The organism is Limnospira platensis NIES-39 (genome assembly GCF_026000695.1).
Taxonomy (GTDB): Bacteria; Cyanobacteriota; Cyanobacteriia; order Cyanobacteriales; family Microcoleaceae; genus Limnospira; species Limnospira platensis.
The window spans coordinates 147,130-162,004 of record NZ_AP026945.1 but is presented as its reverse complement, the minus strand read 5'-3'; the positions used below and the strand labels follow the sequence as shown (position 1 = coordinate 162,004).

The following is a 14,875-nucleotide window of genomic DNA, read 5'->3' as shown; positions in this document are numbered from 1 at the left end:
CCAGATTTGCGAGCAACTAAAAAGCTGTCGATATCACCCGCCCCTAAACCAGGTGATTACTAATCCTGAGCGATTATTGCCGGACTAGAAATAACATCAACAGTTGCCACAGTTTCCGCCTGCGAAATTGCCGCCTGTTGGAATATGGGGCTACGGCTAACAGAATCATTAGCCAGGGTAAACAAAGGATTAGATAAAATCCCCGCCAGAGAGGTGACAATTACCGACAAAACCAAGCCCACCTGTAAGGGACGCATCCCCGGCAAATTCCAGCGAATTGGCGGATAATTTTTCACCACATCAGACATTTCGTGAGGTTCCTTAACCACCATCATTTTCACTACCCGAATGTAGTAGTAAATGGAAACCACACTGGTAACTAAACCCAGTAAAACCAGGGCATATAACCCCGCTTGCCAACCGGCCCAGAATAGATAAATTTTCCCAAAAAATCCAGCCAAGGGAGGAATACCACCCAAAGACAACAGACAAATACTCAACCCCAAAGTTAGTAGGGGGTCTTTTTGATACAAACCGCTATACTCACTAATTTGGTCTGTACCGGTCCGCAGGGAGAACAGAATCACGCAGGTAAAACCGCCCAAGTTCATAAACAGGTAAATCAACAGGTAAAATACCATGCTGGAATAACCCGCCTCAGTTCCGGCAATTAACCCAATCATGACAAACCCCGCCTGGGCGATAGAAGAATAAGCCAACATCCGTTTCATGCTGGTTTGGGCGAGGGCCACGACATTTCCTAAGATCATACTGAGGATGGCTAGGGCAGTAAACACAAAGTGCCACTGTTCCGACAATACAGGGAAAGCATTTAATAACAGACGAATTGCCAAAGCAAACCCGGCCGCCTTGGACCCCACGGAGAGAAATGCGACCACCGGAGTTGGTGAACCTTCATAGACATCAGGAGTCCACTGGTGGAAAGGAACCGCCGATATCTTAAACGAAATTCCCGCAATTACAAATACTAAAGCAATTACCAGCCCCAGAGAGTCACTTACTCCGTTATTAGCAATGGCTTGGGCGATCGCATTTAGGTTAGTTTCGCCGCCAGATAGACCATACAGCAACGATAAACCATACAGGAACACCGACGCACTAGCTGCCCCAATTAGCAGATATTTCAGCGCCGCCTCATTCGACCGAGGGTCTCGTTTAGCGTATCCTGTCAGCATATAAGAGGAAATACTGAGAGTTTCCAGGGACACAAAGATCATCACCAACTCATTAGCCCCAGACAGGAACATCCCCCCCAGAGTCGCTGTCAGCAAAATACAAATAAATTCTGCTAAAGCGGTTCCCGTTTGTTCAATATAGCTAACGGACATCAAAATTGTCACTGCCGCCGACAGGGCAATAATTCCCCGGAATACAATACTGAGGGGATCAGCATTAAAACTCCCCAAAAACGCCAGGGTGTTGGTACTATCCCACTGGGAGTATAAAGCCACGATAGACAGCAGCAACCCGCCAATAGCGGCATAGGGTGTCCATTTAGCAGATGCTGTCCGCCCTACAATTAGATCACCGATTAAGACCACCATCAAAGTGATCAATACAATACTTTCTGGTAAAATCGCCCCAGCATTCAACTGGGCCGCTAGATTAGAAAAATCCATAGGTTCCCACAGCAATTAAATTCACACACTTTAACATTTTGCCCCTAGGGGGACAGTCTTGGGTCTGTTAGCTCTCCGATTTTACCACCTGTTGGGTCTCTTTAGCTCCCTACCGGAACCCAAGACTGTAGGGGCGGGTTCTGGGGTCAATTACATTGGATACCAGGATATTGGTAAACCCGCCCCCAAACCCGACCGAAACCCCCAAGACTGTAGGGGCGGGTTCTGGGGTCAATTACATTGGATACCAGGATATTGGTAAACCCGCCCCCAAACCCAACACCCCCAAGACTGTAGGGGCGGGTTCTGGGGTCAATTACATTGGATACCAGGATATTGGTAAACCCGCCCCCAAACCCGACCGAAACCCAAGACTGTAGGGGCGGGTTCTGGGGTCAATTACATTGGATACCAGGATATTGGTAAACCCGCCCCCAAACCCGACCGAAACCCAAGACTGTAGGGGCGGGTTCTGGGGTCAATTACATTGGATACCAGGATATTGGTAAACCCGCCCCCAAACCCGACCGAAACCCAAGACTGTAGGGGCGGGTTCTGGGGTCAATTACATTGGATACCAGGATATTGGTAAACCCGCCCCCAAACCCGACCGAAACCCAAGACTGTAGGGGCGGGTTCTGGGGTCAATTACATTGGATACCAGGATATTGGTAAACCCGCCCCCAAACCCGACCGAAACCCAAGACTGTAGGGGCGGGTTCTGGGGTCAATTACATTGGATACCAGGATATTGGTAAACCCGCCCCCAAACCCGACCGAAACCCAAGACTGTAGGGGCGGGTTCTGGGGTCAATTACATTGGATACCAGGATATTGGTAAACCCGCCCCCAAACCCGACCGAAACCCAAGACTGTAGGGGCGGGTTCTGGGGTCAATTACATTGGATACCAGGATATTGGTAAACCCGCCCCCAAACCCGACCGAAACCCAAGACTGTAGGGGCGGGTTCTGGGGTCAATTACATTGGATACCAGGATATTGGTAAACCCGCCCCCAAACCCGACCGAAACCCAAGACTGTAGGGGCGGGTTCTGGGGTCAATTACATTGGATACCAGGATATTGGTAAACCCGCCCCCAAACCCGACCGAAACCCAAGACTGTAGGGGCGGGTTCTGGGGTCAATTACATTGGATACCAGGATATTGGTAAACCCGCCCCCAAACCCAAAACCCCCAAGACTGTAGGGGCGGGTTCTGGGGTCAATTACATTGGATACCAGGATATTGGTAAACCCGCCCCCAAACCCAAAACCCCCAAGACTGTAGGGGCGGGTTCTGGGGTCAATTACATTGGATACCAGGATATTGGTAAACCCGCCCCCAAACCCGACCGAAACCCCCAAGACTGTAGGGGCGGGTTCTGGGGTCAATTACATTGGATACCAGGATATTGGTAAACCCGCCCCCAAACCCGAAACCCCCCAAGACTGTAGGGGCGGGTTCTGGGGTCAATTACATTGGATACCAGGATATTGGTAAACCCGCCCCCAAACCCGAAACCCCCCAAGACTGTAGGGGCGGGTTCTGGGGTCAATTACATTGGATACCAGGATATTGGTAAACCCGCCCCACCTAACCGGCCCACCTAACCGGCCTACCTAACCGGCCCACCTAACCGGCCCACCTAACCGGCCCACCTAACCGGCCCACCTAACCGGCCCACCTAACCCGTGCCCTCTTTTTGTAACGGGGAACTAATTATTGATTATTAATTGCCAATTATCCATTATTCCCGAATGGTTGATTAACCAGATAATCCGGTTGTGTATTAAAATCTCAATAGTTGCCCACAAATCACGCTTTATCTAAAGCCGGGATAATTTTATGATCCAAATTCGTCATAGTGGCGATCGCGGCCAAGTACAGTTAGACTGGCTAGATAGTCGCCATACCTTTTCCTTTGGTCAATACTATGATCCCAATCATATTAATTTCGCTACCCTGCGAGTCATTAATGAGGACCATATCCAACCCAGAGGCGGATTTAAAACCCACTCCCATCAAGATATGGAAATCATTACCTATGTGTTATCAGGGACCCTAGAACATAAAGATAGCCTCGGTAATGGTTCGGTAATTCAGCCGGGAGAAGTTCAACGAATGACGGCAGGAACTGGCATTTATCATAGCGAATTTAATGGGTCGGAAAATCAACCAGTTCACCTGTTGCAAATTTGGATTATTCCTAATGAAAAGGGACTCCCCCCTAGTTATGAACAAAAAGCCTTTTCTGAGGCTGAACAGTGGGGAAAACTGCAATTATTGGGGTCTCCTGACGGTCGGAAAGGTTCGGTCACTATTCATCAGGATGTGGAACTATATGGGGCTAAATTAACCACCGAAGAACACCATATCGATTATACCATAAAACCGGGAAGAGTTGCCTGGATTCAAATAGCTAGGGGTTCGGTAATTTTAGGCGATCGCCCTCTCGACCAGGGAGATGGAGTCGCCATAACTCCCCCCGCCGATGAACCCTATATAATCCAATTAACGGGCACATCAGACCCGGCGGAAATCCTGCTATTTGATTTAGCCTTACCCTCAGTTTCTACTAACTAGAATATCATGGAAAAAACACCCAAAATTTTAGCATTTGCTGGCAGTAAACGAGAGGCTTCCTTGCATAAAAAACTGGTCAAAATTGCCGCTGCAGGTGCAAGACAAGCCGGGGCAGAAGTTACTTTTATCGACTTCCAAGATTTGCCCATGCCGCTGTTTGACCAAGACTTACAGGACCGGGAAGGATTACCGGAAACGGTGCTGCAATTTAAGCAATTATTGAAAACTCATGACGGCTTTTTAATTGCCTCTCCTGAATACAATAGTTCAATTACTCCTTTACTGAAAAATGCGATTGATTGGGCTTCCCGTTCGGAACCGGGAGAACCTCCTTTAGCCTTAACCTGTTTTCGGGGAAAAGTAGCTGCTTTAATGGCAACTTCTCCGGGTGGTTTAGGAGGTTTAAGAGGCTTGTTTCATGTGCGGTCTATTTTAGAAAGTATTGGTGTCTTAGTAATTCCCGAACAGAAGACTTTACCCAATGGTTATCAGATTTTTGACACTGATGGCAATCTGAAAGATGAACAACAACAGCAGGATGTGTTAGGATTAGGAGAAAGCCTGACCTCCCTACTGAAAAAATTGCTGTAAATATCCCCTTTAAATGTGGGGTGGGTTGCGTCAGAAATAATTTCCGCCTGTTCGGGTCTGACGCTACCCCGAAGGGATGCCTATCTGGATTTAGTCAAAATGGTAATAAACTCAGATGAGTTTTGAAATAAGCGCTGAACTTCCAAGGGAAAATTAAGGTGATTTTTCAGAGTTACTAATAAATCCAAAAAGTCCCGAGACTCCCACACATGGAAATGAATGCTATAATCCCGTTTAATTAACTTTTTGACAATATCCTGAACCTGATATTTATCAGTTTCTTTAAGCACTAATTCCGCCCATTCTTGATAGTGACTTTCCTTTGATTGGTGGGGGCCTTCCTGATAATCTTTCAATAGATGTGCAAAGGAAGTAATGGGTCGATCGCTATCAAAAGAGTAGCGTTTGTCGGGAACCGCCAGATAGAGAATGCCGCCTTTTTTGATAACCCGGAGTAGATTTTCAATGGTGCTAATCGGGTCTTGACAATGTTCAATAAAATGATTAGCAATGACAAAATCCTGGCTGGCTTCCTCAACAGTTTGGAGATGTTCTCCATTGTCAATAATATCAACCTCAACTAAGGGTTCATCAGCCAACTCAGGATAATGCCGTCTGAGGTCTGCTACCGAGAGGCGATCGACATATTTAATTCTGGCAGTTTCTGGTACAGCCAGAGGGTGATTAAGGGCTCCCACTTCAATGCCATCTCCATGGAGATACTGATTAGCAAAAAATCTACGATACTGATAAAGTAAGGGTTCCGCCTCTATAGTTTCCGTTGACATACTTTCAATAACAACACAGCTAGATGATTCAGTATTTTTCAGGCGATCGCCAAAACACTGTCCTGGATGTGGTGATTGTAGCTGAATTTAGGGTAAGATGGCTAGAGAAATTGGCCATTGAGGAAATAGTAAATAGTGGTAATCGAACCCGGAGAGAGTCCTTGGTCTTTGACCCCAGATAAAACTAAAGCGATCGCACCACCGCCGCACTTTATAATTATCGGAACCCAGAAAGGCGGGACAAATTCTCTGTATCAGTATCTCTGTCAACATCCGCAAATTCTCCCCGCCGCCAGCAAAGAAATTCACTATTTCACCCTCAACTACCATCAACCGGCGCAGTGGTATCAATCCCAATTTCCCCGTCTCAGCCACCCCCAGCAACTAACCGGGGAAGGGTCGCCCTATTATCTATATCATCCCGCAGTTCCCCAGAGACTGCACCAATATTATCCCCAGGTGAAATTAATTGTGCTACTGCGGAACCCCGTAGACCGCGCCATTTCTCACTATTACTGGGAAGTCAAGCTAGGCTGTGAACCCCTATGCTTAGAAAAAGCGATCGCAGCCGAAGCCCAACGCCTGGAAGGGGAACAACAAAAACTCAGCGCCAACGGAACCTATTACAGTTTCAACCATCAACACTATAGTTACCTTGACCGAGGCATCTATGTCCAACAATTACAAAGATGGATGGCAATATTTCCCAGATCCCAATTTCTGATGATCCGCAGCGAAGATCTATACAGCAACCCCGAAACCGTAGTTAACCAAGTATTTAACTTCCTAGACCTTCCCCCTTATCACCAAGGCCACTACAATCGCTACAATGCTGGGAACTATTCCCCAGTTTCCCCGCAGTTGCGCCAACAATTGCAGGCTTACTTCCAGCCCTACAATCTCAAACTACGAGAATTTCTAGGCCAAGATTTAGGTTGGGATAGTCACGATAAGTTAAACCCATCAACTGTACCCCCCCAGGAGGTTAAACCCAAAACCGTGAGCGATACCATGAAAATAGACTATGAAGGCGCTTGGGATGACTACGCCCAAACGTGGGTAAGCACCAACCCCGACTTTAATCATATCGGTGATGAGTGGATTGGTAAAGCCGCAGGAGCGGCCCAATCACGGGCGGAGTATGAGCAAATTATAGAAAATACCTTTATCGCCCCCTATATCCAGAAACACCATAGAGTCCTAGAAATTGGCATTGGCGGCGGAAAAACAGCAGCCCTACTGCTGAAATATTGCGATCGCCTCACCTGTGCTGATATCTCCGAGCAAATGTTACAGGCTACCCGCGATCGCCTGGGAGAAGACAGAGTAAACTATGTCAAACTAGATGGCATTACCCTAGACGGCATTCGGCCAGCCTCCCTGGATGTTTGTTTCTGTTATGACACCATGGTTCACATCGAACCCCGTGATATTTTTAATTATCTAACCCGCATTCCCCCCCTACTAAAAGGCGATCGCCTGTGTATATTCCACCACACCAACACCCTCAGTGACCTCGGTTGGCAGAAATTCCTAGTAGATTGGGATCAGAACCTGCTGGGACGTAGACAAGGAACCGCCTTTTCCATAATGACCGACCAACTGATGGCTAAATTTCTCAACCATATCGGCTACGAAATCTTACACCAAGACAGCACCACCGTACCCCGTGACTGCGTTTGGGTCTGTCGCGCCCCCGTTTCCCCCACAGTCAGCATCACTTCATAGCCCAACTATTCCTTCATTATGCGAGCATTATTCCTACATCCCAACTTTCCCGCCCAATATCGACATATTATCACCGCCCTCGGTGCGGACCCCAACAATCAAATCATCTTCGGGACCAAATACGAACGCCCAGAATGGAAAATTCCCGGAGTTACTAAGGCCCTATTCACCCCCAACCGCGAAAGCGCCCCGGAAACTCACCAATATTTGCGGGGAATAGAAAGTGCTGTAATATATGGTCAAGCCGTGTATCGGATGGCTGAGAAACTCAAATCCATGGGTTTTGTTCCCGATATCGTCTGCGGTCACTCCGGTTGGGGTCCCACCCTCTTCGTCAAAGAGGTTTTTCCCGATACCCCCTTACTGTGTTATTTCGAGTGGTTTTATAACGCTAAAGGTTCTGATGCGGACTTTGACCCCGCCGACCCCCTCACCGTTGATGATATGGCTAGAATTAGGGTAAAAAATTGCCCGATTCTAATTGACCTATACTCCTGTGATTGGGGGATTTCCCCCACCTATTGGCAGCGATCGCAATTTCCCCCGGAACTGCAATCGAAGATTTCCGTCATTCATGACGGCGTAGATACCACCTATTTCAAACCCGACCCAGACGCTAAATTGGTACTACCTAATTTAGACTTGAGTCAAGTTGATGAGATAGTCACCTATGTAGCCCGTGGTATGGAACCTTATAGAGGTTTTCCAGAATTTATCGAAGCCGTGGCGTACATACAGGAAAGAAGACCAAACTGCCATGTGGTAGTTGTCGGATCAGAGCGAGTTTGCTACGGTAAATCCTTACCCAATGGCATGAGTTACAAAGACAAAATGCTGGCTCAGATCCCCCTGGATCTATCCAGGATTCACTTTGTCGGTCCGTTGCCCTATGGACAATACCTGAAAGTGATTCAAGCCTCTGCAGTCCATGTATACTTAACTCGACCCTTTGTATTGTCCTGGTCTATGATAGAAAGCCTTTCCACCGGTTGTCTAGTCATTGGTTCGGACACCCCCCCTATTCGGGAGGTCATTCAAGATGGCTATAACGGCTTACTGGTCGATTTCTTTTCTCCCAAACAAATCGCCGACCGGGTTGATGAGGTATTAGACCACCCCAACCGCATGGCAGATTTGCGAGTCCGAGCCAGGGAAACAGTTATAGAGCGTTATGATCTGTCTAAATTGTTGTCAAAACAACTGCAACTGATTGAACAAGTCGCTCAAAAGTCCCGGCCTACCTCTGGGGAACAGATTTCCTCCCAGCCCGTCATTGCATAGGCGATCGAGGTTTCCCTAACCCGAAACTTTGACCCCAAATTATCTAATTTGGCGCAGCCAAGTTGGTGGTCATAAATAACATATAATTCCCATCAAATAGACCTTTGAGCTAGACGAAAAAAGGAGGAGTTCCCGGCAACAAAATCAAATCTGAGCCAAATCTTATCCGATGCTTATAACGCCTTTTTTGGCTGAAACTGGCTGAAATAAGGGGTGGGCAGGAACATAGTAGGGATATATTTCGTCCCAAAGCACAAGAGTACCCAAGATAATCTTTAAGAGTAATGATTACAAGACAATTCTGGAGAAATTGATCCAAGAACCAATCATAATACACCCAAGCAATCCTAACCACACTACAGACATTGTAGACAGAACAGTGGGGAAGGGACTAGACTTGCTGAGGGTAAAAAGGTTAAACTACTGCGGAACAATCTCTGGTGTTTCAGGCAGTGTCTGTAGTCCCAACGGATCAAAAAACATCATTGCGGAGGAGTGAAACAAAATGACATCTGGAAGAGGTCCAACCTTTTTAACTAGCGGACCTGATCAATATAATCAGGACGCACCTTTTGCCCCTAGACCAGACACAATCCTGGGTCTTGGAGGAAACGACACGATTACCACCTCAACCCTGGGGGGTAGTCTGGTTTATGGAGATAGCCTAGTTGGCAGCGACCTTAGTGGAAATGATGTTCTGGTAGCTCGTGGTCAAGGTGATACCCTATTTGGTGGCCCTGGTAATGACTCTCTGTTAGGTCGTGCCCCTGGGGTAGCTTTAGTGGGTGGAGACGGTCGCGATACCATCGTCGCTGAACAACCAGCCACCCTGTATGGGGGAGCCGGAAGAGACTTGCTAGTTGCAGTCTCTGGCGGCAACCTCATGTTTGGGAATCAGGATGAGGACACGATATTAGGTGGTTTACAGGGTAATGACACCATCTACGGGGGTAAAGGAGATGACCTAATCGGTTTCTACAGCGCCTCTGGTCAGAGCAATGTTGGTCTAGTGGTTCCCCCTGCCGTTGGTGGTGCTAACCAAGGTAACAACTGGGTTAACGGCAACATTGGCAATGACACGATTGTTGGGATCAACACCGGAGATAGTCTCTATGGTGGTCAAGATAATGACTCCATTGTGGGAGTTGGCAGCCTATCCTACCTTTCTGGGGATGAAGGTAACGACACCCTAAGAATCCAAAACCCCACTGGCTCTATTAGCCCCTTTGATCCTCAGACCGCCTTGGTTGGTGTTACCCAAGTAACCATGATGGGTGGTGCTGGTGATGACTCAATTATAGGTCCCATCGGCAGATTCGGAGAAGGCCAGAACTTCCTAGATGGTGGTGCTGGTAACGATACGATTATGAGTTTTGCCGCTGAGGATACCCTATTGGGCGGCGAGGGAGATGACTTCCTATCCACTAACACTTCAGCGCAACTAACCACCCAGGGTATTAATAGTTCCCTATCAGGTTTTGCGGGAGGTAGCGTCCTTGATGGTGGTCCTGGTAACGATACCTTGGTATCTGTATTTGCGAGTGACTCACTATTTGGTGGTGATGGCAATGATAGCCTGCTGGGGCGACGCTTCAGTATCATGGACGGTGGCGATGGCAACAACACCCTGAACGGTGGCGAGTGGTTGCGTACCGGTACTACTCCCCTAGAGGTTAGCCTGTTTGGTGGTGCTGGTAATGACTTAATTATCGGCGCACAAGGTAGTATAACTAACGTTATCGCTGGTGGGGCTGGTGACGATACTATTGTGTTCGGAACCACCAATGACATCTTGTTATCTGACACTGCCAATACGCTGGGTAATGACAGTATCACTGCAGCTAATGTTGAATTCTTCAATGAAGGTAATGTTGGCGTCAGCATTACCAACCTTCAGGGTAACAATACCGTTGAGGGTAGTGAGCGCAATGACCTGCTCGTAACCGGATCAGGTAATGACCTCCTCTTAGGTGGTAATGGCGATGATACTCTCCTCGGTGGCGCTGGTAATGACTTCCTCTTCGGTGGTAGCGGTAATGATTTACTTGATGGTGGACCTGGAGATGATACCCTCGAAGGTGGCTTCGGTGTTAACACCTTAGTTGGTGGTGAGGGTGACAACCAGTTCTTCTATCGCTTCAGTGAAGCGGTGAAAACCACTACTAGTGCGGACTTTATTACTGACTTTAATCAGGGTGGTAATGACCGACTGGTGTTTGTCAGAGACGCTAGTGTTGGTGGCTTTGGCTTTGCTCTGGTTCCGGGAATCAGCAACAGTGAACTTGGACCGAACCAGTTTATTTACTTGCCAACTGGCCTGTATCGCGATGCGGATGCCAACATTAATACTCCAGTGCTAATTTATGAACAAGCATCTGGTGTACTGAGGTACGATGAAAACGGCAGTCAACCAGAAGGAGTATTTCCTGTTGCTCAGTTCGGTCAACTGCCGGATGGAAACTTCCCACGTATCAGCGCCAGTGACATTCTGATTATTTAGTGACATAGGGGTTAAGGAGCGATAGGCGATTGGGGTTGGCGTAAGCTACCAAAAGCGATCGCTTCTATCCCTGAAAAATGCCAGACCTCAATCTTGTCAATTTTCCCCCGAATAGGGGGAATTTTATTTTGATTTAAGAATTACTTGGTCATTGGTGAGCTACAATCCGGGAATGCTTAATCTAACTTACGAGTGTAAATTATGGCATGACCTATAGCCTCAGAATTGCGGATATCCCTACCAGTGAGAGACCCCGTGAAAGATTAATGGCTTTCGGACCCCAAAGCCTCTCTACAGCAGAATTAATAGCGATTTTGTTGGGAACAGGTCAGGGAGCCGGGAAACTCTCGTCGGTTGGTCTGGGACAATACATATTAAAGGAACTCAGCCAGTGTGAGGAAGATCCCCTTTCGGTGATGCGAAATGTGGGGGTTGGGGAACTTACTAAAATTCACGGAGTTGGTCCGGCTAAGGCTACTACTATCATAGCTGCGATCGAATTGGGAAAGCGAGTCTTTCTATCTAAACCCCCGGAATTGACGGTCATTGACAGCCCCCAAGCGGCTGCTAATGCTCTCAGCCATAATTTGATGTGGCAGACACAAGAAAGATTTGCTATCTTGTTAATGGATGTGAAAAACCGCCTATTGGGAACTAAGCTGTTGACCATAGGAACGGCTACGGAAACGCTGGCTCATCCCCGTGAAATTTTCCGGGAGGTACTCAAACACAATGCCACCCGTCTGATTATTGCTCATAATCACCCATCAGGAAATGTTGAACCTAGTCATCAAGATATCGAGCTGACCCGCCAACTTCTCGAAGGGGGTCAATTCTTGTCTTTACCTATCCTTGACCACCTGATATTAGGTAACGGAGATTATGGGAGTATTCGCCAAATGACAAAATTATGGGAAGAATACCCCCAAGGAGAATAGGGAATTATTTGTCGGAAATGGGGACTGATTCATTGATCAGTAAACCGACGGGGAAATACTGGAGAATTTGACTTACTAGAATGTTGGGACTCGCGGCTATGTCATGATTGACGATCGCCTCATACCAATTAGACCCATTACCTTCAGGAACAATTATAGCGGTATCTCCCCAAATATCACCTAGGGGAAATTGAGGGGGTTCTATAATATCAGTCAAAAACCTGGGGATAATGGCGATCGCTGTATGTTTACCATAACTGCGCGCCACAGCCATAATGCGATCGCAATACTTACCAGTTACGGCTACAGGTTGATAGTCTCCCTGTTGGAATATATCGAGATATTCCTGTCTCGCTTGTAAAACCCGCGCAATTAAAAACAACTTCAGACGGCCATCTTCCCAAGTCGCCATTAAATCATCAATTAAATTCTGCATTCCCGTGCGCGATCGTCGCTTAATTTCCTGTACATAGGACAGGCGACCATCAAAATCTACCGGACGGCGATTATCTGGGTCAACTAAGCTAAAATCCCATAATTCCGTCCCCTGATAAATATCCGGTAGTCCAGGACTGATCAACTTGAGTAAAGTCTGAGACAGGGAATTAAACATCCCATAAAAAGCCACTTTTTCTTGAAAGGGTCGGAACTCCTGCCAAAATTTATTATCCTCCGAGAAATCCAGGATTTTCTCGACAAAATTCACAAAGCCATTTTCATAATCAGTATCTGGTCGTAACCAAGCCGTATGTACTTTGGCTTCCCGGACTGCTTTCACGACATAATCTTTAATGCGTTGCACATACTCAGGATATTCTTCTTCTAGGAAGGGGAAAGAACCCACCAAAGTCTGATAAAGGAAATATTCATCATTGCGATCGGGAATTATCTTGCTATCAATTTGGGTTTTATGAACACGGTTCAACTGTGACCAAACCTTTACCCTTTCTTCCCACTGATCAGGTAATTCCGAAATCACATTTAAACGCGATCGGACATCTTCCCCTCGCTTCGTGTCATGGGTAGCCGTGGCATTCATCGCATGGGGCCAACTGTTCAGACGTTCTTGGTTAAACTCATGGAATTTCTCCACAGAAATACCAAAATGACTAGGGGAACCTCCCACCTCATTTAATGCCAAAAATCGGTAATAAACATAAAACAGAGTATCTTCAATTCCCTTAGCCGTTAACGGACCAGAAAACTGCTGCAATTTCATCACAAAACGCAGCCACAACTGTTGATTTTCCTCACTCAAAAACTCATCATAATCAAGAAACAGGAACTTTTCCATCAAATTAAGTTCATTCAACAGTTCCGGCAATTTAACCTTAGCTTCCCGAATCGCCTGTTGCACATAGGCGCGGTCATCCTCTCCCACACCTTCCTGATTAATATAAGTCCGATAGACCGGAAACCTCACCAAAAACTCCATAATCGCAGTTTTGAGACCTGCTAAAGTGAAATCTCGTCCGTAGCGATAATCACCACAAACCCGCTTGAGTAACTGGGCTAAATTATCAGCATCTCCCGCCAAATTCTTATCAGCAATTAGCCGTTTTTTCGCTACCAATAAATCATTATAAGTTCGGGTAAGTCCGGTCATTTCCGCATAGATTTGATTAAACCTTTCCTCATTTTTACTCTGGCAAAATAAACCATTGACATAATTCAAAAACTCATAACCGCTGGTTCCCTGAATCGGCCAGTTAGCGGGCAATTTTTCCTCTAATTCGAGGATTTTTTCAACCACAATATAAATCTCTCCGGTTTTTTCCCGCAGCCAGCGCAGATATTGAACTGGGTTATAAAGTCCATCAATATGGTCAATTCTTAATCCGGTAAATTTACCCGACTTGACCAACTCACCAATTAAATCATGGGTGCGTTGAAAAACCTTATAATCTTCCACGCGAACACAAATCAATTCATTAACGGTAAAAAAGCGCCGATAGTTTAATTCTTCTGCGCCGACCTTCCAGAAGGACAGGCGGAAAAATTGATCAGATAACAGGTTATCCAAGAGATTAAAACTCTCGCTTTTCCCGGTATCCCCATTAAAGAAATCGATATTTTCATCAATGAATTTCTGAATCTCTGGATTTTCTTGATAAATTTCCCACAGCAGTTTTTTGACAAATTCCGCCTGGTCTCGTCGCTGCTGGCTAGAGGTTTCGGAGGGAATATTTTTGAGGATATACAGAACCCCTAATAACTTAATTACGTCAGGGTGACGGTTTCCTAGGGTTTGGGAAAGGGTGTTAATTTTATAGCTGATGAGGGTAGCATAGGATTCAATTCTGAGGGGGAATTTGAGATTGTAGTAATTGACACTTAACCCAGATTCATTATAGGAAAGTTTTAACTGTCCGTTTTCTAAACAGTTGCCATAAAAGTCTCCTAATAATGGCGCTAGGACTCGTCCTTTAATGTTTTCATAAGCCTGATCCCAATCAATTTCAAAATAATCAAAATATTCGGAATCTGGACCATGTTCTAACACATCCATCAATAGCTTATTTTCGCTATCATAGGCCATGTGGTTAGGGACGATATCTTGCACCCACCCCATGTCGCGTTCTTGGATTTCTTCGATGAGTTCATCAAAGGTTTCTGGGGAACCTAATTCGGGGTTAATTTGGTTGGGGTCAACGACATCATAACCATGGGTACTACCACTTCTGGCTTTAAAAATTGGGGAAGCATAGATATCGGAAATGCCTAATTCTTGCAGGTAAGGGAGAATTTTTTGGGCATCTTCAAAATCAAAATCAGGGTTAAATTGGATTCTGTAGGTAGCAACAGGAATACGCATAATTGATGT

At 46.4% G+C, this 14,875-nt stretch carries 10 protein-coding genes; 7 read left to right on the top strand and 3 right to left on the bottom strand.

The features are described 5' to 3' along the window. Positions 1 to 59 precede the first annotated feature (59 nt). Complete coding sequence (locus tag N39L_RS00815) at positions 60 to 1,640, bottom strand: NAD(P)H-quinone oxidoreductase subunit N (RefSeq protein WP_006617584.1); 1,581 nt, start codon at positions 1,638 to 1,640, stop codon at positions 60 to 62. A gap of 1,847 nt (positions 1,641 to 3,487) precedes the next feature. On the opposite strand from N39L_RS00815, the gene N39L_RS00810 reads away from it, so the two are divergent. After that, a complete protein-coding gene (locus N39L_RS00810; RefSeq protein WP_014273983.1) occupies positions 3,488 to 4,225 on the top strand; it encodes a pirin family protein in 738 nt (245 codons plus the stop codon). 6 nt (positions 4,226 to 4,231) lie between these two features. Then, positions 4,232 to 4,816 (top strand): NADPH-dependent FMN reductase, encoded by a 585-nt coding sequence (locus N39L_RS00805; protein ID WP_014273982.1) that lies wholly within the window; start codon positions 4,232 to 4,234, stop codon positions 4,814 to 4,816. 80 nt (positions 4,817 to 4,896) lie between these two features. Here the strand turns inward: N39L_RS00805 and N39L_RS00800 are convergent, their stop codons facing one another. Further along, positions 4,897 to 5,604 (bottom strand): methyltransferase domain-containing protein, encoded by a 708-nt coding sequence (locus N39L_RS00800; protein ID WP_014273981.1) that lies wholly within the window; start codon positions 5,602 to 5,604, stop codon positions 4,897 to 4,899. Between the two features lie 23 nt (positions 5,605 to 5,627). Here N39L_RS00800 and N39L_RS00795 point away from each other — a divergent pair, with 23 nt between their 5' ends. The 5 genes from N39L_RS00795 to radC all read left to right on the top strand — a co-directional run bounded on the left by N39L_RS00795 (position 5,628) and on the right by radC (position 12,051). Further along, positions 5,628 to 5,786 (top strand): hypothetical protein, encoded by a 159-nt coding sequence (locus N39L_RS00795; RefSeq protein ID WP_014273980.1) that lies wholly within the window; start codon positions 5,628 to 5,630, stop codon positions 5,784 to 5,786. Next, the gene (locus N39L_RS00790; RefSeq protein WP_172973446.1) at positions 5,746 to 7,332 is read left to right on the top strand and encodes a sulfotransferase domain-containing protein; all 1,587 of its coding nucleotides are present in this window, start codon (positions 5,746 to 5,748) and stop codon (positions 7,330 to 7,332) included. The genes N39L_RS00795 and N39L_RS00790 overlap by 41 nt, the downstream gene beginning before the upstream one ends. An 18-nt stretch (positions 7,333 to 7,350) precedes the next feature. Then, positions 7,351 to 8,613, top strand: coding sequence for a glycosyltransferase family 4 protein (locus N39L_RS00785; protein WP_006618228.1), 1,263 nt, complete (start codon positions 7,351 to 7,353; stop codon positions 8,611 to 8,613). A 505-nt stretch (positions 8,614 to 9,118) separates the two neighbouring features. Then, entirely contained in the window at positions 9,119 to 11,113 is a 1,995-nt protein-coding gene (locus N39L_RS00780; RefSeq protein ID WP_006618229.1) for a calcium-binding protein, read from the top strand. 206 nt (positions 11,114 to 11,319) lie between these two features. Then, on the top strand, positions 11,320 to 12,051 hold the full coding sequence (gene radC / locus N39L_RS00775; protein ID WP_006618230.1) for a RadC family protein: 732 nt from the start codon (positions 11,320 to 11,322) through the stop codon (positions 12,049 to 12,051). A gap of 4 nt (positions 12,052 to 12,055) precedes the next feature. Here radC and treY read toward each other — a convergent pair whose 3' ends face one another. After that, the gene (gene treY, locus N39L_RS00770; protein ID WP_014273978.1) at positions 12,056 to 14,866 is read right to left on the bottom strand and encodes a malto-oligosyltrehalose synthase; all 2,811 of its coding nucleotides are present in this window, start codon (positions 14,864 to 14,866) and stop codon (positions 12,056 to 12,058) included. Between the last annotated feature and the right edge of the window lie 9 nt (positions 14,867 to 14,875).

What these genes read in the sequence shown, in the direction of transcription:
- radC (WP_006618230.1), top strand. Translation starts at nt 11,320, where the DNA reads ATGACCTATAGCCTCAGAATTGCGGATATCCCTACCAGTGAGAGACCC.
- N39L_RS00800 (WP_014273981.1), bottom strand. Translation starts at nt 5,604, where the DNA reads ATGTCAACGGAAACTATAGAGGCGGAACCCTTACTTTATCAGTATCGT.
- N39L_RS00805 (WP_014273982.1), top strand. Translation starts at nt 4,232, where the DNA reads ATGGAAAAAACACCCAAAATTTTAGCATTTGCTGGCAGTAAACGAGAG.
- N39L_RS00795 (WP_014273980.1), top strand. Translation starts at nt 5,628, where the DNA reads ATGATTCAGTATTTTTCAGGCGATCGCCAAAACACTGTCCTGGATGTG.
- treY (WP_014273978.1), bottom strand. Translation starts at nt 14,866, where the DNA reads ATGCGTATTCCTGTTGCTACCTACAGAATCCAATTTAACCCTGATTTT.
- N39L_RS00810 (WP_014273983.1), top strand. Translation starts at nt 3,488, where the DNA reads ATGATCCAAATTCGTCATAGTGGCGATCGCGGCCAAGTACAGTTAGAC.
- N39L_RS00780 (WP_006618229.1), top strand. Translation starts at nt 9,119, where the DNA reads ATGACATCTGGAAGAGGTCCAACCTTTTTAACTAGCGGACCTGATCAA.
- N39L_RS00815 (WP_006617584.1), bottom strand. Translation starts at nt 1,640, where the DNA reads ATGGATTTTTCTAATCTAGCGGCCCAGTTGAATGCTGGGGCGATTTTA.
- N39L_RS00785 (WP_006618228.1), top strand. Translation starts at nt 7,351, where the DNA reads ATGCGAGCATTATTCCTACATCCCAACTTTCCCGCCCAATATCGACAT.